The sequence below is a fragment of the Budvicia diplopodorum genome (assembly GCF_009800925.1).
GTDB classification, from domain to species: domain Bacteria; phylum Pseudomonadota; class Gammaproteobacteria; order Enterobacterales; family Enterobacteriaceae; genus Budvicia; species Budvicia diplopodorum.
In genome coordinates this window covers 305,199-326,576 of record NZ_WOYF01000001.1, presented here as the reverse complement: position 1 = coordinate 326,576, position 21,378 = coordinate 305,199, and the positions used below count along the sequence as shown (strand labels likewise).

Sequence of the window (21,378 nt, the reverse complement as noted above, 5' to 3'; positions counted from 1 at the left end):
TAAAACTATGGCAAAAATCACCACTTTTGAAGCGGGATACTGTACTCACGTGGCCTGCGTTGCTTTAAGAGGCGCAGGGCTGTCCGTGTGCGCCTTTCCGGCAAGAACCTACCTTATTGAGGCAGGGAACGGCCGTTGGCTATGGGATACCGGATACGCCTCTCATTTTGATGATGCGACCAGAAAGGGCGTATTTGTTATTTATCGTAAAATAACGCCGGTCTATTTTGAATCTTCCCAATCGATAGCTCAACAGCTGCTTTCACAAGGGATCTTAGCCGGTGATTTAAACGGACTAATTTTATCTCACTTTCACGGTGACCATATTGCCGGGTTACGCGATTTTACGAAGACTCACTATATTTGCTCCGGTTCCGGCTGGGAGAAAACGCGGTTACTCTGCGGGTTTTCTGCGTTAAAGCAGGGGTTTGTTCCGGCATTAGTGCCGGACGTATTTGAATCCCAATTGACCTTTATTGAGCAATTTGAGGTAACCGATTTACCCGAAGAACTGGCTCCATTCACCCGGGCTTTTATATTGCCTGACAGTAACGGTGAGGTTTTGTTAGTCGAATTGCCGGGGCATGCCTCAGGTCATATTGGCGCCTTTGTTTTAACTGAGGATGGTTGGGTATTGTTAGCTGCCGATGCCGCCTGGTCAGATAAAAACTATAAAGAATTACGCGGGCCATCCCGCATTGCCAATATCATTATGGCTGACAGTAAGGCTTATTACCGGACGTTGAACCATCTTCATCAGTTAGATAAGGCCAATGTAAAAATCCTCTTAAGTCATGAAGGGGCACTCTGATGAAATTATTGAAGCTTCTGTGGTCTTACTGGCGAACCCGACAGTGCCATTTCTCTTCTCGCCCGCAGTTAGAAGACTATCAAAAACGGCGTATCTCCGGTTTTATTCGTCAAACGTTAATTAAAAGCCCTTACTTCAGCGAATATGCGAATAGACCAATGTCAGAGTGGCCACTGATGGATAAAGCCACCATGATGGCTAATTTTGATCGGATGAATACCGCTGGCCTGCATTTGGATGAGGTTTTGCAATGTGCAATGAATGCCGAGTCATCGAGGGATTTTACGCCTACCGTTAACGGCTTTAGCGTTGGTCTCTCATCGGGAACCTCTCATCGCCGCGGCGTTTTTGTTGTTAGCCCCGACGAGCAGGCCCGTTGGGCTGGCGCTTTACTGGCAAAATTATTGCCGAGAGGATTGTTTCATGGAGAAAGGGTAGCTCTATTTTTACGGGCCAATAACAACCTCTATTCCTCAGTTGATAACCGCTGGATCTCTTTTGAATTCTTCGATCTGTTTTCAGCCTTTGAGCCGCAGCTGATAAAGCTCGAAGCTTATTCTCCGTCTATTATCGTTGCCCCTGCGCAGGTTCTACGGGCACTGGCTCTGGCTATTACGAATGGGCAAACCACGCTAAAATCGAGGTGTGTTATTTCCGTAGCGGAAGTTCTTGAGCCATTAGATAAGGCTTTGTTAGAACAGGTTTTTGGCGATGTGAGAGAGGTTTATCAGGCAACGGAAGGATTCCTTGGTGTCACCTGTTCCCACGGCACAATGCACCTTAATGAAGAATTTATTCATATTGAACCCCAGTGGTTAGACGATGACCGCTTTGTCCCGATTATTACGGACTTCACCCGAACGACCCAGCCGATCGTCCGCTATCGCCTCGATGATGTATTGATTAGGCGAAATACTTCCTGCCCGTGTGGAAGCCACAGTATGGCTATTGATCGTATTGAAGGGCGATGCGACGACGTGTTGAATCTGCCAGCGAAGAGGGGAGGCGGAGAATTGATATCGGTTTTTGCCGACGTCTGCTCCCGAGTATTTGCGCAAGTGCTCCCTTTGACGGCAGACTATCAGTTAACGCTGAGTAATAAGACCGCGTTAGCGCTATCAGTTGAAGGCGATCAGGCTTTGGCCGTTCGCTGTCAGGAACGATTAGCGCAAACTTTCGGGCAGTTGGGGGTTGATAATAGCGTGCTAAGTTGGACTCTTTCTAGCGATATTCCGGCGGGTAGCTTTACCCAAAAACGTCGGCGTATCCTGCATATTCGCGATAGCCAATAGCTTTGGTTATACCCCGGTAAGAATCATTGCCTGATAATAATACAAAAAAAAAGCCAACCCGAGGGTTGGCTTTTTAGCTGGTTTAATGATGATTGACCAACTGACTTTACTTGAGGAAAACGCCACCAGAATCGCCGAGCTTTTGCGAATCAGCTTTTGGCTTTGGTTTGGTGCTAGTCTTAGTCGTTTTCTTATTGTCAGAGGCCTTCTCTACCGGCGGTAGCGGCGGCGCTAATCGGGCGATGGCGCCTTTTTCGATAGCCTCGATTTTTCCGCTTTCAACCGTACCGTAAGAAATTTTGTCTTTAATGCTATCAATGGTGATGGTAGCGACTTTCTCTTCGGTTGCCCCTAAGGTTTCACCGGTATCAGGATCGACAAGTGCTTCGCCCTGAGAGTAGATATCAAAACGATCGCCTAAGTAGGTCATGGCTTCGCCACGGTTAATAATCACTTTACCGCTGGCTACGCTAACGACTTTAGCTGGAGTCAACTTGTTGACAATTTTGTCAGCAATCACGTCGCTGATTTGCTGGCGAGCGGTTTCTAAATAACGACCGCCTTGTTCAAATACGCTAGAGTCAGACCATTGAATCCCGTGAGTTGCCGCTTCAAGCAGTGAATAACGAACGGTGACTTTGGTTTTACTGGTGCGCGAAACGTCAAACTCACCGGTTAAATCAACGCTGGTTACTCGGGTTGTTGTATTGACACCCGCCTCAGTGACGTTGATGACCAACAGGTAATCAGCAGGAATAGCGTCTTGTCTGACGTCACTTCCATTGCTCTGGCGACCTTCTAAGAACGCTTCTTCTTGCTCAAACGCTTTTTCGTTAGTGGTGCTGCGATCCAGAACGGTAAAACGCTGTGATTGCACGATACGGTCAGTAATTTCCTGACGCAGAGAATTTGCAAAACCTGAACGGCTTCGGTTACCGGTAGTAATGACGGCCAGACGGTCACGCTTAGCGCTAGCTTGAGACGTTTTGCGCTCTAACTTATCAATCTCTACGCTCAGAATAACGGTACATCCTTTCGTATCGCAGTCGCGGGTTTTAACCTTATAGCCTTTTACCGTACCTGAACTTTGGGTATTAATCTGTGCGGCTTTACCCGAGTTAACGGTTACCTCACGGTTAGCGTTGCCGCCAACGTTAACGTCCAGATTCTCGGTGTTAGTACTGTTTACACCTTTGTTGCCAAGGAAAGAGTCATCTTTGTTCTTAGTATCCTGAACGTAGGTGCCTTTTCCTTCAATGTTGGCATCAGCTTTATCTTTAATACGAACATAATCACCAGCGCGTTCTGACTGAGTACTTACGGTCATTCCGTTAACCTGACGAACGGCATCAGCCAAAGCAGCGTCAACTGCTTTTTCGTAGGTCTCGCCATATCCCTGAGCATCAACAGTTTCAATTTTTGCATAAACTGCAGGTGAAACTGCCAAAAGGCCTACAAGTACCAATATCCATTTTTTCATTAAGAAAGCCCTAATGGCTAAAAATATTATACGCCGTACCGGATGCCATTAAGTCGGCATCCAGCACGACACCGACCTTACCAACTAGCGCTGCGGTTGTCGCCACGCTTGATGATTGGGTACTCTTTCTCCCAATAAGCTAAACCGTCATCCAAGTTGGTCAGCGTTAATTGGAAATAGTATTCAACCTGCTGTGTTTTAGAATTTACACGTTGATTTTGTTGAATGATTTTACCGGTTAATGAGAAGTCAGGGGCAATTACGCGGCCATCTTTCTTAACGGTTTTTTGGTTAACCATTTTAGAATTACGTAACTGACGAACTTTACGCGTCATTTCGTCTTCCGGGCCGTTGGCGTTGATAGCCGTGGTTACCACAAAACGGCCCGAGTTTAACAGGCTAGTACGGATCTTTTTGGTTAACTGATCGGTATCGATACGTTGGTCGGTGTCATTGATAATGCCGGTAACGGTTAAAACGTAGCGGCCACCTTGTGGGTGAACCAGTAGGTCTGAACTCAGCATATCTTCAACCATGCTGTTGGCAGCCATTTCGAAGTCTTTGTAATCCAGACCCATAACGGCAACGCTATCAGAAGAACTATCTACATAATAAGCGCCTTCCTGGGCACAACCGGCTAACGATAGTGCTAGAGCAGCGGCAAGAAATGTTTTTCTATTCAAAATGTTCATTATTAAAGTTCTCAATACAGTTTAAAGATCAGAGCGATAGTTATATCGCATTTTTACTAGTTAATACGTTAATTTGTGGAGCAGAACTCGCGTTCACGACTCTCACATAAACGACTACGGGCTGAGGCGTTGCGGGTAAGTCAACGTTAATTGCTGCGCCTCCTGGAGGACTGACCTGAATCTGTCCTCCTTTTGGCCACTTGACGTAAGCGACCTGAAAATCATAGGGTAATGCATGCCAACTGCGGATATCGGCCTGTGTGCTTACGGCTTGGGCAACACCGGTCAATGCGCCAATAAGCTTCACCGTTTTGTTGTCCGAGTTCATCATTGTTGCCTGAGCAGCAGTTTTCAAAACTGCCCGGGAGATCTCTTTGATCAAAATACCGTTGAATTCAGTTTTAAATTCGCCTTCGATAATCTTATCCATGCTGGCAAGAGATTCAGTCTTCTGAGAACCGTTTACCGATAGGTAAGGGTAAGCCGGAGCCCCTGATTCTAAAACGGGTAAAGCCATGCCGGTATAAGCAACTTTGTTGGTCAGTAAAATTAGCGGTAGATCGATGCGCCGCTCAACTTTTCTTGACGCCAGACCGTTTTCAAAAATAACCCACACTCCCGGAGCGACTGAGCGACCTTTGTTAGCCAGCGTAATATCAGCACGAACCTGATTACTTCTGGTTAGTGCATAGGCACGTTTCAGGCTTTCTTTTGCTTTATTATAATCGGCAGCGCTCTCGCTGTTAATTAGGAAGTACAGACCGTGTAAGTATAAAGAGGCGGGGTTAATATAGCCGTCATACGGTGCCCACTTGGAAACGTCGATGCCAGCGCCTTCAAGCGCTTCCATTGATTGGGAATAGCTGTTACCGATATTATTACTTTTAACTTCAGACTTTTGTGCATTGATCTCTTTAGAGAAATATTCGGCGGCGCGGCGTTGGCGGTCATCGACCCGGTTCCATTCTACGCGAGCATCGCTGAAGTTAGCCTGCTGCCAAAAGTTTAATGCTTTATAGGTATTTACCATCACCCGATCGTAAACGCGTGGGGTATAGCTCATTACGTTATCGTTAACTACCATTGATGCAGCCTGACTCAGGCTTGAAGACGCCAAATTTTGGGTTTCATCGTCTTTAATCAATAATTCACTACCGTCTAACACCTTTGTTGAGCGATCTACCTGATTCGCGATACGTAATATTGCACCGGCCTCAAGTGACCATAAAAGTTCCGTTGCCGTATCGGTAGTGGCATCAACGCCTTCTTCTAACGAAATTTTCTCAGCTAATTCAATTTGCCCTTGTGAAAGCGCGTAATCATAGTTTTTGCGCGATGGCGGATTAGAACAGGCCGCTAAGGTTAAAACTATGCTACAACAAAGAGTTATACGTTTTATTTTATTATTCATATGTATTCTATTTTGTAGAGAAAGTAACGGTTTTGCATAGAGGGCACTGCGAGGTGAGGAAACTTTATGCAATCTTTGCGTAGGGTAAAACTTCCTTGTGACAGGGAGTATATCCACCTTTTCTTGTACGGTAAACTTAAATGCTATGTTCGTTTTCTTTACCTCCGTTCCTTCATGTTTTAGCGTCTTTTTCATTTAACTAAACTGCGCCCACGGTTTATCGGATTGTTGCTGAGAGCCACTCTTTGCCCGATTAACGCTGCCGTTAAGCAGAGTGATGGATTCAGTTAATCCATAGCCCACAATAGTAAAAATACGGATTTCGGCACCGTTGAGGGTCTGGCTTAGCATTGAACGAATTTTGTTTCGGCAGCATTTTTTTTGAGCAAAATGGGGGGATGAAGCAATTTTAGGCTGAGTACCGCTGATGCCGTGGGGTTTTATGATTACCGCTAACCGCATTAGAGTGGGTTTAATATAATGTCGGACGGAGAATAGCTGAGCGCTGACTGAGCCAAAACCACAATTATACAAAACGCTGAACGGCATCAGCATTTGCCCTAATGCCTTAAGTTGATTACGTTTAGACTGATGAAACGCTATGTCTGCAAGCGTGTCTGCTAAGTAGTTTTCAAGTGCCGCGTTGTCCATATCCACTTTATCCATAAAATAGAAACATCAAATATACGTTATTTAGACGTCAGATTTATATATTTTGAGCTGGATCACGATATTGTTAATAATGTAAATCTTGTTATGGCTACGCGCGTCTCTGTTAACCAGTGTGCTTTAATCGGTGTATAAAATAAAGCGTTTAATGCTAAAAAGCAGAGGTGAATATACTTTCTGGTCTGGTCATTATGGCGGTATTTATTCTGATTAATCTAGGCGTTTAATCATAGGGTTTCTGCGGCGGGTAAGCAGGGCGTAGCTTAAACCAGAAATAGCACCGGCAATATGCGCTTCAAACGATATACTGGGTACCCCGGGCAACATGCCTGATGCAATAGTGCCGTAATAGATAAAGACCAATATGGCAAAAATAAAATCTAGAATTCTTCTTTGAGTAAAGGCTCGGGCTAGCAACAAAGCCCATAGGCCAAAAATCCATCCGCTGGCACCAATATGAATCGCCGAACGGGCAAAGAGCCAAACTAAAAAGCCGCTTAACAAAATAATATATACGCTAGAAACAATATAATAACGCACAGAGCCGGTAATCAATAATGCGCTGAGAATTAATAATATAGGTAGATTGCTAAATACATGCTCCCAGTCGCTATGTAGCCAAGGTGCGCATAATATGCCGATCAACCCCCGGCTAGTTCGGGGAAGTATGCCAAAGCTATTTAGTGCATTGCCGGTCAATGAGTTTGCACAGGCTATCGCCATTAGCACTATGGCTAATATACTCAGTACCCAGACTCGCTGTTTTATCCATTGTTTCACTAAAATTATTTTCCCAGACATCTACATTTTCAACTCAATCAATAGGCTGAGTTACAACACGTTCGCCAACATCAGCGTTATTATACATAAAATCCTATTTTATTGGTTGTCAGCGTTTTCCTTCTGCTGGTGGCATAAGGTCGCGTATTTCAGCCAGCTCAAAATAAGTTTTCTTCTGCACCGTTGGTTAATCGTTGGGCCGCATTTCATTTCATTTAATTTGGCTATTTCTTGTTCTCCTGATGATATTCATGAAAAACGCGCGGTAAATAAGGCTGGGCTGTTTTGGACAGAAGAGGTAATTTGTAGACATAATGAACGTCAGTCTAACGATAACGGTAATACAAGGTAGCGAGTACGATGAGAAGGGCAGTTTTAGCTAAGCGCTGTTTATCGGGTCACGGTTGGCGCTATTGGTCTATGTTGGTTTTAGCCATTCTGAGCCTATTCAATTCGGGCTGTAGCTCCTTACACCATCGTGGCAATTATTGGGTTGATGATTCTTATCGCGCCAAAGGGGCTGAACCGCGGGTCCTCTTTTTAGTCTTTCATTACACGGCGGGAGATTTTCCGACGTCACGGGAAATTCTTACCGGTGATAACGTTAGCGTTCATTATCTGATCGATACCGAGCCCGACACTCAGAATGGTCAGCCGATTGCATTACAGCTCGTGCCTGAGTCTATGCGGGCCTGGCACGCGGGTGCCAGCTATTGGCGTGGGCGTACCAACCTTAACGACACGTCTTTGGGAATTGAAATTGTTAACCTTGGCTTTAATAAAGCCAAGGGAATCGGTCACTGGCAGCCCTTTACCGATAGCCAGATTGAGCTGGTGATTGCGGTGTCGCGCGATATTATTCAGCGTAATGGGATTGCTGCGGTTAACGTTGTTGGCCATAGCGATATTTCACCGGGGCGTAAAGTCGATCCCGGCCCGTTATTTCCGTGGGAAAAGTTAGCTGACGCTGGCGTTGGCGCATGGCCGGATGCTCAAACGGTTAACCGTTATTTGATTCAGCGCCGGTCAGAAGCAGCTATTGATGTCAAAGCATTACAGAATAACCTGAGCCGGTATGGCTATCAGGTGCCGGAGACCGGCGTGATGGACGAAGAAACTTCTCGGGTGGTTAAAGCTTTTCAAATGCACTTCAGGCCAACCGATTATTCCGGAGTACCTGACGTAGAGACGCTGGCGATTTTGGACGCGCTATTAGACAAATACCCACGGTAGCCCTCGGCAGCTGGCTCAAACGGCTATGGTCTGGTTTTTACGCAAGGTGCTGGCGTTCTGCTGCCGCATTAATCGTCGGACGGCGCGCTGCGCTCTAACTCTTCCGCTAAAAATGCGATACGTTTCGCCATGCCTTTAAAAATAAACAGGTGGGCTGGCATCATTGCGAACCAATAGAGTAATCCACCAAATCCGGCAGGGTGCCACCAGGCGCGAACGTCGATTTGACGAATTTTGTCCGCACAGTCAACGTTCAGGGTTAGCCTTCCCAGCCCCGGCGCTTTCATGCCAAATAGCATCGCAATTTGGCGCAGTGGCCTGACGGTGATCACTTTCCATGAATCTATCCGATCGCCGACGGCCAACTGGCGTTTTTCAGGCCGGCCATAGCGACGCTCGCCGCCAAACATGTCGTCTATCCAGCCTCTGATTTTCCATAGGTAGTTCGCATAGAAATAGCCTTCATGGCCGCCTATCTGTTGAACGACTTTCCAGATGTTTTCCGGGCTGGCGGTCGTTTTTACGGTGTAACCCGCATGCTTAGCATAGAAGGCATAATCGGGGCACCAGCGAGCACGGGCTTCCGGGTCGTAGCCCCAGTCGGCGGAGTTTACCGCCGACTGCTCTTGATGCAGGGTGGTTAATACGGCGTCGTCGTAGTTAATTAACCGTTGTGGGATCAGCTTTTGTAGCGGTTCTGAATCAGCGGGCAGATTATATTTTAAGCCTTCGATCAGCGCCTTAGCGATACTGGTTGGTACCGTGGTGATCATATTTAGCCAATAAACTGAGATCAGCCGGGTTGGCAGCGGAATGGGGATAATCCAGCGCTTTTTCGATGTAATAGCAATAAAACGCTCAAACATATTTTGATAGCTAATATATTCAGGCCCGCCGACGTCAAAAATACGATGTAGATCGGACGGATGGTTGAGTATTTCTGACAGGTAAACCAATAGATTTTCTATCGCAACCGGTGATGATTTTGAACGCACCCAGCGCGGTGGCGTTAGGATTGGCAGGCTATATACCATGTCCCGCATCACTTCAAACGCCGCTGAGCCTGCGCCAATAATAATTGCCGCTCGCAGTTCGGTAACTGGAATACCGCTGGCGCGTAGCATTTCACCGGTTATTTTCCGTGCAAGTAAATGCTGAGACGTGCTGCCTTCTTTTGGCTGCAGGGCACCGAGGAAGATAATCTGTTTAACGTTTGAATGGCGTAAGGCCTGCTGTAAATTCTGGGCTGATTTCTTTTCGCTGTAGAGGAAGTCAGCGTTCTCGCCCATGCTATGAACCAGATAGTAGATCACATCGATATTATTTAGTGCAGGAGGGATTGTTTCAGGTTTGAACAGGTCAACGTACTGACACTGTACGTGAGGTATATGTTGCTCTTCTAGCCACTGGATTCGTCTGGCCGCCGCCGTAACCTGATGACCCTGTGATGTAAGGTAGGGGATAAGGCGCTGACCGATATATCCACTGGCTCCCAGAATTAAGATGCGTTGTGACGTCATAAAATGAGCCCGACTACTGTTCTTATTAAGTTATGGGAATGTTATCTTTCTGAACTCTAGCATAAATAGCAAAGGGTGGTCATAAATTGATCGGTCTTCAGGCTAAAAATCTTTCTATTGCGAAGCGTTATGCAATATTGAAAAAGAAAGGGCCTGAGCAGGCCCTTGAGGTTGCCGATAAGTATTGGCGTTAAGCCAGACTACTTTACTGGCCATTTAAGACGTGGTGCTCAACGCCGAAAATATCAATAAGAACTACGCCAGCTCGACATCACCGTCTAACCGACAGCTGCAGGCCAGAACGTAACCCTGCGCAATTTCATCGTTGGTCAGCGTCATTTGGCTGGTGGTGGTGTAATAACCTTTAACGATCTTGGTTTTACACGAACCACAAACGCCGGAACGGCAGGCGGCGATGACCGGAACGCTATTCTGCTCCATAGCGAACAGCAGCGAGGTTCCAACCGGCGCGCTGCCGGTTTTATTTAAGCTATGAATCATCAGGTTAATGCGAGGTTCGTCGGCACTAACGCATTCAGCCGCGGTGTGAAACTGCTCTTTATGGAAACGTTCAGCGGGTACGCCCATCGCGAGGCCGATTTTTTCAACTTCGGCCATATAGGCCGCCGGGCCGCAGGTCATCACCGTACGCTGCGAAATATCAGCGACTTTTTCGTTAAGTAATTGTGATGAAATACGCCCCGATAGGCAGCCTTCTGTCGCGCCATTTTCTGCCATCAGGTAAAGAGTTAACCGGGTTGGATAACGTTCGGTAAGCCGTTGCCACTCTTCGGCAAATACCACGTCAGGCGGGGTACGTACGTTATAAAACACAATCAAATCGCTGTGCGGCCGTTTGGCTAATAGCCAGCGGCTCATTGACATTATGGGGGTAATGCCACAGCCACCGGCCAGCATCAGATAGTGGCTATCGGCTTTGTTTGCGCAGGTAAATTCGCCCTGAGCGTCGGAAAGCCAAAGGGTATTACCCGGTTTAATTTCATGAGTTAGCCATGTCGATCCTTCTCCGTTTGGCTGGTGGCGTACGGTCAGCGTGATAAATCGGCTGAGCCCGGGAGAGGAGGAAATGGTATAAGCCCGAAGCGTGGTATGGCTGCTACGAATACTAACCAATGCATACTGGCCGGGTAAGTAAGGGTAGACGTCCTGAGTTATCAGCTCCAGCGTCCAGACGTCGGCGGTTTCCTGACGGATGCTATGGACCTGCATCTGATTCGGACATCGAGGGGTTGGCATTGTCATATCATGAACCTTGAATTATCGGGCGCGATGTTAGCCGCGCCCGGGCAGGTGAAGTCGATCTTATGCGCTTAAGATCTCGCTCATATCTTGTTCTACGGTGGTAATTGAGCGCATACCAAAATTGTCTTTTAGCACGCTCATTAGGTTGTCCGTCAGGAATCCGGGAGCGGTAGGGCCGGTGTAAATGTCTTTTACCCCAAGGGCCAGTAAGGTGAGTAAAATGACGATAGCTTTTTGTTCAAACCATGAAAGTACCAGCGTGAGCGGTAAGTCATTGACCGTACAGCCCAGTTTTTCAGACAGCTTAACGGCCAGCATAATGGCGGAGTATGCGTCGTTGCATTGGCCGACATCGAGCAGGCGAGGCAGGCCTTCCAGCGTGCCAAAATCTAACTTATTAAAACGGTATTTACCGCAGGCCAGCGTCATTATCAGGCAGTCTTGAGGAACGCTACGGGCAAAATCAGTGTAGTAGCTACGTTCATTGCGGCTACCGTCACAGCCGCCGACTAAAAATACGTGGCGAAGCTTTTTCTGAGAGACTAAATCGATAACGGTATCGGCCGCGTTAAGTAACGTTTGGCGACCAAAACCAACGGTAATCATATGTTCCAGCTCGTCATACGGGAAACCGGCCAGACTTTGGGCCTGATCGATAACCGCGCTGAAGCTATCGCCGTCAAGATGTTTGACGCCCGGCCAGCCAACAATGCTGCGCGTCCAGATACGGTCGCCATAATTACCAACGTTTGGGTCGATAATACAGTTAGAGGTCATGACTATCGGGCCGGGGAATTTAGCAAACTCAGCCTGCTGGTTTTGCCAGCCGCTACCGTAGTTACCGACCATATGTTTGTACTTGCGCAGTTCCGGGTAACCGTGGGCCGGTAACATTTCACCGTGAGTGTAGACATTAATGCCTTTTCCTTCGGTTTGTTCCAACAGCATGCGTAAATCTTTTAAGTCATGGCCTGAAATCAGAATTGCTTTGCCGGCGATAGGCTTAACGTTGACGGACGTTGGAGTAGGATCGCCATAGATACTGGTTTCACCATGGTCAAGGATCGCCATGATATTGAAATTCATTTTGCCGATGTTCATCGCGTTATCCAGTAGGGTTGCCATATCGCTCGGATTGGTGCCCAGCCACGCCATTATTTTATGATATTCAGCATAGATATTGTCGTCGTATTGGCCCAAGACTAACGCATGTTCCATATAGGCTGCCGCGCCTTTCAAACCGTACAGGCATAGCATACGCAGGCCATGAATATCGTCGCCGATTTCAACTTTATCTTTGTTTAAGGCAAATTCAGTGGCCTGATCGAGCAGATCGGAAAGCCGATCGCTGGCGAGCTGAAGAGAAGCCATCGGATGGTCTAGTTTAACGTTAGCATCCACGGCCTTGCAGCGAGCCGCTAAATCCTGACGCAGCGTAATGGCCTCTTTTGCATAACCAATGATGCGATCGGAGTCAAAGTTAACGTTGGTCAGGGTAGCAAAAAACGCTTTTGGTGAGAAAGTATCAATCCGATGGTCAATAATCCCTAAGTCTCTGGCTTTAACAGCCCATGCCGACAGGCCTTCTAAAACGGCTACCAGCAGATCTTGTAAATCAGACACTTCCGATGTTTTACCGCACATGCCTTGGGCGTAAGAGCAGCCATTTCCTGCAGGAGTACGGATAGTTTGTTCACATTGCACGCAATACATAATAGTTACACCTTTATAAGTTGTATTTTATATTCATGTTTATGTTAGACCTACGGCAATAAGTTAAAAAGGAGTTTTTAATGCAACTTTAATCTTGATTGATTTATATCAATAAATTTCACTAAAGCGCTCAGCAATCCGGGACAGGAATTCATGGGGATATTGATGAAGAGTCGCAGTGAACCGGTTGCGGTTAAAGGCGAGGCTAGCTACATAGAGGTTGATACAGGGTTAGTCAGGCACCCCTATTCGGTGATTTTTTATTATTGTTGCAGTTGTTTAATTTAAGTGACATATAATTATGTTGTTACTCAATAAATTATGGCCGGATTTACCCTTGACCGTCAGCAATAATGGAGAGAGCGGATGTATCTAGAGCGCGTTGAGATTGTTGGTTTTCGCGGTATAAACCGCCTGTCACTTGAATTAAATGACAATGTCATTTTGATTGGTGAAAACGCCTGGGGTAAGTCCAGCCTGCTTGATGCTCTCACGCTATTGTTCTCGCCCGATGATGAACTGTATGCGTTTAAACCCCATGATTTTCACTATCCTTTGGGCGATGAAACCGCCAAACAGGAGCATTTACAGATTGTTCTGACGTTCAGCACCAGAGAAATTAATTCCCCCGACCTGCCTAAATTTCATGAATTGGCTCCGCTTTGGGTTAAAGGGAACAATGGCCGTTCTCGAATCCTTTATCGTCTGGAAGGGGAACTTCAGAATGACGGCAGCGTTATTACTTCCCGCTCTTTTCTTGACGTAGCTGGCCACCAACTGGTGCTGGAAAACGTTGAGCATCTGGCAAAAGAGATGGTACGTCTTCACCCGGTATTACGCCTGCGTGATGCTCGTTTTAATCGTAGATTAAGGCAAGGTAGCCTGTTTCCTGAGTCGGAAAACGTTGAGATGGCCCAACAGCTGTCGAAGCTTGCAAAAGAGCTGGAATGCAATCCGCAAAAACTGAGCAATAAAGATTTAAAACAGGGATTACAGGCCATTCATGGTTTGCTGAAACACTACTTTGCCGCCCAAGGGGCGAGTGAAAGCGATGATTCGGCGCGAATAAAAAATGACAAATACCGTGAAAACCCTCAAGTATGGCAATCATTAAATTACCTTAATCAGCTGATTTCAGAGCCAGAGAGCCGCAATATGCGGTTAATTCTGTTGGGCGTATTTTCCACCCTGATACAGTCTAAACATGCCGGAAATCTAGATTCACGGGCCGTGCCCTTGCTCTTGATTGAAGATCCGGAAAGCCGACTGCATCCGATTATGCTCTCTGCCGCCTGGGGCTTATTAAGTAACCTACCGCTACAGAAAATTACCACCACCAATTCCGGCGATCTTCTGGCGCTGGCTCCTCTGGAGAATGTGTATCGTTTGGTGCGCCAATCTAATCGAGTCGCAGCCTATCATCTTGAAGCCGGGGCGCTTAACGTTCAGGAACGGCGGCGTATCTCTTTTCACATTCGCCTCAACCGGGCTTCGTCACTGTTTGCCAGAAGCTGGCTACTGGTGGAAGGCGAAACGGAAGTTTGGTTGCTGACCGAGCTTGCCCGGCAGTGTGGCTATCACTTTGAAACCGAGGGTATTAAGGTTATTGAGTTTGCTCAAAGCGGGTTAAAACCGTTGTTAAAATATGCCAGCCGCATGGGAATTGAATGGCATGTTTTAGTGGATGGTGATGACGCCGGTAAAAAATACGCAGAGACCGTGCGCTCATTTTTGAACGGTTCCCCTGACGGCGATCGGGAACGATTAACTCAGCTTCCTGCGCTGGATATGGAAAACTTTATGTATCGGGAAGGATTTAGCGATGTTTACCATCAGGCCTCAGGTTTACCGGTAAATATCCACATGCCGATGCGCAAGATAATCAGCAAAGCGATTCAGCATAGTTCTAAACCCGACTTGGCGATTGAAGTGGCGGAGCGTGCCGGCGAGCTGGGAACGAACAGCGTACCGCCATTGCTTAGAAAAATGTTTTCTCGAATTCTCTGGCTTGCCAGAGGTCGGGCTAACTAAATTGGCACAGCTAAATTAGCTCAATTAAATTAGCCCAACTTCGTCGGTTCAATTGATGATTAACGCATTATTATTTTCGATAGTGCGTTGATTTATTCTCCGCTGCCCTCATATATTTAATCATGTTTTTCATTGCGATCCGTTATTAAACGCTGTTATCGCCATCAAAATCGCTGAACATGATAAAAATACCGGTGATGTCATTTGAATAACCTGAGTTTATTAGCCTTATTATTAGTAGGGAAATAATATTTCAGGGTCAAAATATAAAAAATGAAACTGCTGAAAAAGTATTATTTTAAGCTATGATTTAATCATGCTTGGAATTTATCATTATGATTTTAAAGTATATATTTTCCAGTTACTGTCAACTTTGGCATCAAGCCGGTGGCAATAGTATTGCTAAGTTTAGGCTACGATTAAATTTAAATAACAATTATTATGGTAACTAAGGCAGAATATTTGATAGATGTCCCGAATACGGAAAGCGTTAGATCAAAATGGCACTTTAGAAATGAATAAATTACATGATTGGCTAAGCTTTGAAGAGATAGCCGATGCCGAATTAGATGAAGCGCTCAAACAGCCACCTTCGATGTATCAGGTTATACTGAACAATGATGATTATACGCCGATGGAGTTTGTGATTGAGGTGCTGCAGAAGTTTTTTTCCTATGATATTGAACGCGCTACGCAGTTAATGTTGACCGTTCATTACCATGGTAAAGCAGTATGTGGCGTGTTTACCGCCGAAGTCGCAGAGACTAAGGTCACGCAAATAAATACCTATGCGCGTGAAAATGAACACCCATTGTTGTGTACGTTAGAAAAAGCCTGAAAAGGCAATTATGTGGAGGTGCCCATGCTTAATCAAGAACTGGAACTCAGTCTCAACATGGCCTTTGCTACGGCAAGAGAACAGCGTCATGAATATCTGACAGTAGAACATTTACTGTTAGCTTTATTGAGCAATCCGGCTGCAAGAGAGGCACTCGACGCCTGTCAGGTTGATATTGTGGCGATACATCATGAACTGGAATCGTTCATTAACCAGAATACCCCCGTATTGCCGGAAGGAACCCCTGAACAAGACACCCAGCCAACGTTAGGTTTTCAACGCGTTTTACAACGGGCGGTCTTCCACGTTCAGTCATCAGGCCGGACGGAAGTCAGCGGTGCAAACGTGCTGGTAGCAATCTTCAGTGAACAAGAGTCACATGCTGCTTATTTACTGCGTAAGCACGATGTTAGCCGCTTAGATATCGTGAATTTTATTTCTCACGGAACGCGAAAAGACGGTTTCAGCGATGAATCTGGCCCGCAGGGCGCTATTCCAAGTGAAGATGAACAGACCAGCACTGAAGACCGGATGGATAACTTCACTTCAAACTTAAACCTACTGGCGCAAAATGGCGGTATCGATCCGCTGATTGGCCGGGAAGTTGAGCTGGAAAGGACGATTCAGGTGTTGTGCCGTCGTCGTAAAAATAATCCGCTTTTGGTCGGTGAGTCTGGGGTGGGTAAAACCGCGATTGCGGAAGGCCTTGCGTGGAGAATTGTGCAGGGCGATGTTCCTGATGCCGTCGCTGAATGCACCGTATATTCATTGGATATCGGTTCATTACTGGCTGGTACCAAGTATCGCGGTGATTTCGAGAAGCGCTTCAAATCGCTGTTAAAGCAGCTGGAAGCCGATAAGAACAGCATTCTGTTTATTGATGAAATCCACACTATTATTGGTGCCGGAGCGGCTTCAGGCGGTCAGGTCGATGTGGCTAACCTGATTAAGCCGATGTTGTCTAACGGTAAAATTCGGGTGATGGGATCAACGACCTACCAGGAATTCAGCAATATCTTTGAGAAAGACCGCGCGCTGGCTCGCCGGTTCCAAAAGATTGATATTACTGAGCCTACGGCAGAAGAAACGGTGCAAATTCTGACCGGGCTTAAATCTAAATATGAAAGCCATCACGATGTGCGTTATACGGCGAAGGCTATTCGCGCTGCGGTTGAGCTGTCGGTTAAATATATTAACGATCGCCATTTGCCCGATAAAGCCATCGATGTGATTGATGAAGCAGGGGCTTACTGCCGTTTGTTACCGGCCAGTCGCCGTAAGAAAACGGTTAACGTCAGCGATATCGAACTGATCGTATCGCGCATTGCGCGGATCCCAGAAAAAACGGTTTCAGCCGACGATCGTAACGTACTTAAAACGTTGTCTGAACGCATTGGCATGATGATTTTTGGTCAGGATAAGGCAATTGAAGCGTTAACTGAGTCAATCAAAATGAGCCGTGCCGGTCTGGGTGACGATCGTAAACCCGTTGGTTCATTCCTGTTTGCCGGGCCGACCGGCGTTGGTAAAACAGAAGTGACAGTTCAGCTGGCAAAGGCGCTGGGCATCGAGCTACTGCGTTTTGATATGTCAGAGTACATGGAGAGCCATACGGTTAGCCGTTTGATTGGTGCTCCTCCGGGGTACGTAGGATTTGACCAAGGTGGTCTGTTGACTGACTCGGTGATCAAGCATCCTCATTCCGTGCTGTTATTAGACGAAATAGAGAAAGCGCATCCGGACGTATTCAACCTACTGCTGCAGGTTATGGATAACGGAACCCTGACCGATAACAACGGGCGCAAGGCTGATTTTCGTAACGTCATCTTAGTGATGACCACCAATGCTGGCGTGCGCGAAACTCAGCGTGAGTCTATTGGCTTTAAACACCAAGACAACACCACCGATGCAATGGGCGAAATTAAGAAATTATTTACCCCAGAGTTCCGCAACCGTTTAGACGGCATTATTTGGTTTAACCATCTTTCTGCCGAAGTGATTCAACAGGTGGTTGATAAGTTTATTGTTGAACTACAGGCGCAGCTCGATGCTAAAGGCATTTCGTTAGAAGTCAGTCAGGATGCTCGCCATTGGCTGGCTGAGAAAGGCTATGATAAAGCGATGGGCGCGCGTCCGATGGCCAGAACCATTCAGCAATACTTGAAGAAACCACTGACAAACGAACTACTGTTTGGCTCATTAGTGAACGGGGGGTCAGTCAGCGTTGCGCTTGATGCGGAGGCGGGTAATTTAGCCTATCAGTTTGAAAGTGCTAAAAAGCCTAAAATTGAGAAAGCCGTACATTAAGTTAAATTTAATCGTTTCGTAGCTTAAATAAACGCCCTTGCCGGGAGGTAAGGGCGCTGGAGTTATACTCCACCGGCTATTGCGCAGCGATGCGCTAATAACAGTTTATTAACGGCTACGGAAGATTATGCGGCCTTTGCTCAGGTCGTACGGGGTCAACTCTACAGTTACTTTGTCGCCCGTCAGGATACGGATATAGTTCTTACGCATCTTACCGGAGATATGGGCTGTTACCACGTGACCGTTTTCCAGTTCAACGCGGAACATCGTGTTAGGCAACGTGTCTAAAATGGTGCCCTGCATTTCAATATTATCTTCTTTGGCCATCGAATCCTCTAGGTGTAACTACCTTAGTTTTTAACCGGCAAGATAATGCCGAAAAACAAGCAAAGAGTAAAGGATTGAGTGTAAAGAAAACTCAGTTCTGCTATTTACGCAGGCCCCATTTGCTTGTTTTCAGACCGTTTTACAATAACCTTTGCGGTAACCAGCACTCTCTAGGTAGTTGTTGCTGCTGGAGTTTGTTTAAAAAATGTAAATAATCAGAGCGCGGAATTTCTATCGCGCCTAATGATTCCGTATGATCGTTTAATATTTGGCAATCAATCAGTTTTCCGCCGTAATTGACGAAATGCTGGCATAAAGCATATAGCGCAAATTTAGATGCATTATCCCGACGGCTGAACATGGATTCTCCGCAAAAAATTAATCCTTGTCCGACACCATATAACCCCCCGACCAACGTATCTTCCTCCCATACTTCGACCGAATGAGCAATTCCTCGTTGGTGAAGCTGAAAATACGAGCGTTGGATATCGGGTACAATCCACGTACCTTCGCTGCGTTCATTAGAGCAGGCCACAATAACATCCTCAAACGCAGAGTTTATCGTCACCTGAAACTGAGTTTTACGCAGAAATTTTTTCATACTGCGGCTGATATGCAGTTCTTGTGGTATTAGAACCGCTCTGGGATCTGGAGACCACCATAAAATAGGGTCGTCAGGACTGAACCAAGGAAAAATTCCGTTTTGATAGGCGCTCATTAATCGCTCAGGGGAGAGATCTCCACCCAGCGCCAGTAAACCGTTAGGTTCTTTCAACGCATATTCAACCGGTGGAAAAACAATTGATTCCGGGTGTAATTGAGTTATTGGCATTGGTCTATCGATTATTGAGAGAGATTTATCATCGAAGATGATTCCTTAATTGCAGAGTATACCTGCAATCTTCAAACGGCGCAGGTAATACCATCCGTGCCGGTGATAATTATTGTTATTCGCGTGAATAATCGGCATTGCTAAACCGGCTAACGTTACTTAGCAGGCTTTGCGGCAGCGATTTTCTCTAAAGCCAGTGGAAGGCAGGTATCCAACTGAGCGGCAACTTTTTACTGACTAACCGGCCGATGAATTTCTATGAGTTTGCGCAATATGCCGCAGAGCGGCTTAAAACCACTGAAATTTTATATCTCGACGGTACTATTTCGGCAATGTATACCTATCAACAGGCATTCCTTCCCAGCGCTATCCGTTTGTGACCATGATTACGGTAGAAAATAAATAAAGCAGGCCGTCGCGCTAAACGCTCAAGAGGAATCCCCCCTTGAGCCGACCAAACTTAGCGTTGATGGAAGCGGAAGTACTGGCCCTGTAGGCTGAGTAGCTCCTGATGCGTGCCTTGTTCTATGATCCGCCCGGCGTCCATAACGTAAATTCGGTTCATCCGTTCTAGCCCTGTTAAGCGGTGAGTGACCAGTACCACGGTCTTGTGCTGACAATGTTGTTTGAGCAATCGTAGAATTTGGCCTTCGGTATCGGCGTCCAAACCTTCGGTTGGTTCATCGAGCAAAATCAATGGTGCTTTGTGCAGCAGGGCGCGGGCAACGCCAATTCTTCGCTGTTCTCCACCGGAAATCTGACGCCCGCCGTCGCCAATCCATGCGTTGAGGCCATCTTGTTCCAGCAGTACTGATAGACCAACCTTGGTCAGAACCTCTTCCAATTGGCTATCGCTGGCATCAGGTGCCGCTAACAGCATGTTGTCTCTTAACGTTGAACTGAAAATGTGCACCCGCTGGCTGACTACCACGGTCATTTCTCTAAGCGTGGTTTCATCATAGTCTGGCAGCGGTATGTTATTCAGTTTGATAATGCCTTGCTGTGGATCCCATGCCCGCGTCAGTAGTTGAAGTAGCGTAGACTTTCCACACCCGGTGCGACCGAGCAGGGCAATATGTTCACCGGCAGAAATATGTAGCCCGATGCCGTTTAATGCGGGAAATGGCTGATTGTCATAGCTGAAGTTAACGTTTTCTAATGACAAAGAGGCCTGTAATGAGCCGGTTGTTTTTCCCTCTGGGAACGTCACTTCTGGCCGCTGTTCAATCAACTGATTGACCCGCTTAGCCGATGCCATAACGTGCCCCAGATGCTGGAAGGCACCGGCAACCGGTCCCAGCGCTTCAAAGGCGGCTAAAGAGACAAAAACGAACAGCGCAATCAATGCTCCCGGATGTGAATCGCCACCAATGCCGTTTGCCGCCAGCCAGAGGATCAGAGTAAACGTTAATCCGGATGAGAATATGATCAACGATTGAGAACTACCGGCCAGAGATGCCTGTTGCTTCTGGCGGAATAACCAACGCTTCTCAATGTCGTCCAGCTTGGCGCGGAATGCCGGTAGGGCTCCGAAAATAACCAATTCTGCCTGACCCTGTAACCATGATGTGAGTTGGCCGCGATAGTCGCTGCGCAGGGCGGTTAAATCGGCTCCGATAGGTTTACCCGCCCGATAGAAAATCGCCGGGAGGGCAAACGCCAGAAACAGCATAATTCCGCCCAGCGTTAGAGCAAGGGAAAGGTCTAACAGGCTAAGGCCAAAGGTGACGACGACGATCACCACAATGGCACTGATTAATGGCGATATCAGGCGTAAATAGAGATGGTCCAGCGTTTCAACGTCTGCTACCAGCCGATTCAGTAGTTCAGATTGGCGGAAACGGGCGATGCCTCCCGGTGACAGAGGCAGTAGCTTTTTAAAGGTAAATACGCGTAAATGAGCTAACACTCTGAATGTGGCATCGTGGCTTACGACTCGTTCTGCATACCGGCCTGCGGTTCGGACGATCGCCGATCCGCGAACGCCAGCAGCCGGTAGCATATAGTTAAACGTTAGAATACCCGCCAAACCGGCCAGTGCCGATCCGGCAAGGAACCAGCCGGAAATCGTTAATAGGCTGATGCTCGACAAGATGGTGATAATGGCTAAAACAATGCCTAACGAGAGCAAAAACCAGTGCCGGCGGTAGAGCGCTAAAAAAGGAAGTAGTGTTTTCAC

General features: G+C 46.9%; 18 protein-coding genes. 7 read left to right on the top strand and 11 right to left on the bottom strand.

Annotated elements, in window-relative coordinates:
* Positions 1 to 7 precede the first annotated feature (7 nt).
* Together GVI43_RS01375 and GVI43_RS01370 are read left to right on the top strand one after the other, a co-directional pair.
* A complete protein-coding gene (locus tag GVI43_RS01375) occupies positions 8 to 811 on the top strand; it encodes an MBL fold metallo-hydrolase (RefSeq protein ID WP_159564644.1) in 804 nt (267 codons plus the stop codon).
* Positions 811 to 2,103, top strand: coding sequence for a F390 synthetase-related protein (locus GVI43_RS01370; RefSeq protein WP_159564642.1), 1,293 nt, complete (start codon positions 811 to 813; stop codon positions 2,101 to 2,103). The genes GVI43_RS01375 and GVI43_RS01370 overlap by 1 nt, the downstream gene beginning before the upstream one ends.
* Positions 2,104 to 2,209: 106 nt before the next feature.
* Here GVI43_RS01370 and GVI43_RS01365 read toward each other — a convergent pair whose 3' ends face one another.
* The 5 genes from GVI43_RS01365 to GVI43_RS01345 all read right to left on the bottom strand — a co-directional run bounded on the left by GVI43_RS01365 (position 2,210) and on the right by GVI43_RS01345 (position 7,135).
* Positions 2,210 to 3,583 (bottom strand): hypothetical protein, encoded by a 1,374-nt coding sequence (locus tag GVI43_RS01365; RefSeq protein ID WP_159564640.1) that lies wholly within the window; start codon positions 3,581 to 3,583, stop codon positions 2,210 to 2,212.
* 77 nt (positions 3,584 to 3,660) lie between these two features.
* Complete coding sequence (gene lpoB / locus GVI43_RS01360) at positions 3,661 to 4,266, bottom strand: penicillin-binding protein activator LpoB (protein ID WP_211959059.1); 606 nt, start codon at positions 4,264 to 4,266, stop codon at positions 3,661 to 3,663.
* Positions 4,267 to 4,315: 49 nt separating this feature from the next.
* A complete protein-coding gene (locus tag GVI43_RS01355; RefSeq protein WP_159564636.1) occupies positions 4,316 to 5,686 on the bottom strand; it encodes a COG3014 family protein in 1,371 nt (456 codons plus the stop codon).
* 195 nt (positions 5,687 to 5,881) lie between these two features.
* The gene (locus tag GVI43_RS01350; protein ID WP_159564634.1) at positions 5,882 to 6,337 is read right to left on the bottom strand and encodes a hypothetical protein; all 456 of its coding nucleotides are present in this window, start codon (positions 6,335 to 6,337) and stop codon (positions 5,882 to 5,884) included.
* A gap of 228 nt (positions 6,338 to 6,565) precedes the next feature.
* A complete protein-coding gene (locus tag GVI43_RS01345) occupies positions 6,566 to 7,135 on the bottom strand; it encodes a rhomboid family intramembrane serine protease (RefSeq protein WP_159564632.1) in 570 nt (189 codons plus the stop codon).
* Between the two features lie 420 nt (positions 7,136 to 7,555).
* Here GVI43_RS01345 and GVI43_RS01340 point away from each other — a divergent pair, with 420 nt between their 5' ends.
* Positions 7,556 to 8,368, top strand: coding sequence for an N-acetylmuramoyl-L-alanine amidase (locus tag GVI43_RS01340; RefSeq protein WP_159565065.1), 813 nt, complete (start codon positions 7,556 to 7,558; stop codon positions 8,366 to 8,368).
* 68 nt (positions 8,369 to 8,436) lie between these two features.
* On the opposite strand, the gene GVI43_RS01335 is transcribed toward GVI43_RS01340, so the two are convergent.
* The 3 genes from GVI43_RS01335 to hcp all read right to left on the bottom strand — a co-directional run bounded on the left by GVI43_RS01335 (position 8,437) and on the right by hcp (position 12,864).
* Positions 8,437 to 9,888 carry a DUF2867 domain-containing protein gene (locus GVI43_RS01335; protein ID WP_159564630.1) on the bottom strand — a complete coding sequence of 484 codons (1,452 nt, stop codon included), beginning with the start codon at positions 9,886 to 9,888 and terminating at the stop codon, positions 8,437 to 8,439.
* 255 nt (positions 9,889 to 10,143) lie between these two features.
* Positions 10,144 to 11,151, bottom strand: coding sequence for an NADH oxidoreductase (gene hcr / locus GVI43_RS01330; RefSeq protein WP_159564628.1), 1,008 nt, complete (start codon positions 11,149 to 11,151; stop codon positions 10,144 to 10,146).
* Between the two features lie 60 nt (positions 11,152 to 11,211).
* On the bottom strand, positions 11,212 to 12,864 hold the full coding sequence (gene hcp / locus GVI43_RS01325) for a hydroxylamine reductase (RefSeq protein ID WP_159564626.1): 1,653 nt from the start codon (positions 12,862 to 12,864) through the stop codon (positions 11,212 to 11,214).
* Positions 12,865 to 13,230: 366 nt separating this feature from the next.
* Between hcp and GVI43_RS01320 the strand changes: the two genes are divergently transcribed.
* The 3 genes from GVI43_RS01320 to clpA all read left to right on the top strand — a co-directional run bounded on the left by GVI43_RS01320 (position 13,231) and on the right by clpA (position 18,040).
* Positions 13,231 to 14,895, top strand: a complete 1,665-nt coding sequence (locus tag GVI43_RS01320) for an ATP-dependent nuclease (RefSeq protein ID WP_159564624.1) — start codon at positions 13,231 to 13,233, stop codon at positions 14,893 to 14,895.
* A 514-nt stretch (positions 14,896 to 15,409) separates the two neighbouring features.
* Positions 15,410 to 15,733 carry an ATP-dependent Clp protease adapter ClpS gene (clpS, locus tag GVI43_RS01315; protein WP_159564622.1) on the top strand — a complete coding sequence of 108 codons (324 nt, stop codon included), beginning with the start codon at positions 15,410 to 15,412 and terminating at the stop codon, positions 15,731 to 15,733.
* A gap of 24 nt (positions 15,734 to 15,757) precedes the next feature.
* A complete protein-coding gene (gene clpA / locus GVI43_RS01310; RefSeq protein ID WP_159564620.1) occupies positions 15,758 to 18,040 on the top strand; it encodes an ATP-dependent Clp protease ATP-binding subunit ClpA in 2,283 nt (760 codons plus the stop codon).
* Between the two features lie 108 nt (positions 18,041 to 18,148).
* Here clpA and infA read toward each other — a convergent pair whose 3' ends face one another.
* On the bottom strand, positions 18,149 to 18,367 hold the full coding sequence (infA, locus tag GVI43_RS01305; protein WP_029093554.1) for a translation initiation factor IF-1: 219 nt from the start codon (positions 18,365 to 18,367) through the stop codon (positions 18,149 to 18,151).
* A 139-nt stretch (positions 18,368 to 18,506) separates the two neighbouring features.
* Positions 18,507 to 19,199 (bottom strand): leucyl/phenylalanyl-tRNA--protein transferase, encoded by a 693-nt coding sequence (aat, locus tag GVI43_RS01300; RefSeq protein WP_159564618.1) that lies wholly within the window; start codon positions 19,197 to 19,199, stop codon positions 18,507 to 18,509.
* Between the two features lie 248 nt (positions 19,200 to 19,447).
* Here aat and GVI43_RS15945 point away from each other — a divergent pair, with 248 nt between their 5' ends.
* A complete protein-coding gene (locus GVI43_RS15945) occupies positions 19,448 to 19,579 on the top strand; it encodes a hypothetical protein (protein ID WP_281350966.1) in 132 nt (43 codons plus the stop codon).
* A gap of 80 nt (positions 19,580 to 19,659) precedes the next feature.
* Here the strand turns inward: GVI43_RS15945 and cydC are convergent, their stop codons facing one another.
* Positions 19,660 to 21,378, bottom strand: coding sequence for a heme ABC transporter ATP-binding protein/permease CydC (cydC, locus tag GVI43_RS01295; RefSeq protein WP_159565063.1), 1,719 nt, complete (start codon positions 21,376 to 21,378; stop codon positions 19,660 to 19,662).

Bases quoted from the DNA above. Each gene is read 5' to 3' on its own strand.
- GVI43_RS01320 (WP_159564624.1), top strand. From the start codon at position 13,231: ATGTATCTAGAGCGCGTTGAGATTGTTGGTTTTCGCGGTATAAACCGC.
- GVI43_RS01340 (WP_159565065.1), top strand. From the start codon at position 7,556: ATGTTGGTTTTAGCCATTCTGAGCCTATTCAATTCGGGCTGTAGCTCC.
- aat (WP_159564618.1), bottom strand. From the start codon at position 19,199: ATGCCAATAACTCAATTACACCCGGAATCAATTGTTTTTCCACCGGTT.
- GVI43_RS01375 (WP_159564644.1), top strand. From the start codon at position 8: ATGGCAAAAATCACCACTTTTGAAGCGGGATACTGTACTCACGTGGCC.
- hcp (WP_159564626.1), bottom strand. From the start codon at position 12,864: ATGTATTGCGTGCAATGTGAACAAACTATCCGTACTCCTGCAGGAAAT.
- infA (WP_029093554.1), bottom strand. From the start codon at position 18,367: ATGGCCAAAGAAGATAATATTGAAATGCAGGGCACCATTTTAGACACG.
- GVI43_RS01365 (WP_159564640.1), bottom strand. From the start codon at position 3,583: ATGAAAAAATGGATATTGGTACTTGTAGGCCTTTTGGCAGTTTCACCT.
- clpS (WP_159564622.1), top strand. From the start codon at position 15,410: ATGAATAAATTACATGATTGGCTAAGCTTTGAAGAGATAGCCGATGCC.
- hcr (WP_159564628.1), bottom strand. From the start codon at position 11,151: ATGACAATGCCAACCCCTCGATGTCCGAATCAGATGCAGGTCCATAGC.
- GVI43_RS15945 (WP_281350966.1), top strand. From the start codon at position 19,448: ATGAATTTCTATGAGTTTGCGCAATATGCCGCAGAGCGGCTTAAAACC.
- GVI43_RS01350 (WP_159564634.1), bottom strand. From the start codon at position 6,337: ATGGACAACGCGGCACTTGAAAACTACTTAGCAGACACGCTTGCAGAC.
- GVI43_RS01370 (WP_159564642.1), top strand. From the start codon at position 811: ATGAAATTATTGAAGCTTCTGTGGTCTTACTGGCGAACCCGACAGTGC.
- clpA (WP_159564620.1), top strand. From the start codon at position 15,758: ATGCTTAATCAAGAACTGGAACTCAGTCTCAACATGGCCTTTGCTACG.
- GVI43_RS01355 (WP_159564636.1), bottom strand. From the start codon at position 5,686: ATGAATAATAAAATAAAACGTATAACTCTTTGTTGTAGCATAGTTTTA.
- GVI43_RS01335 (WP_159564630.1), bottom strand. From the start codon at position 9,888: ATGACGTCACAACGCATCTTAATTCTGGGAGCCAGTGGATATATCGGT.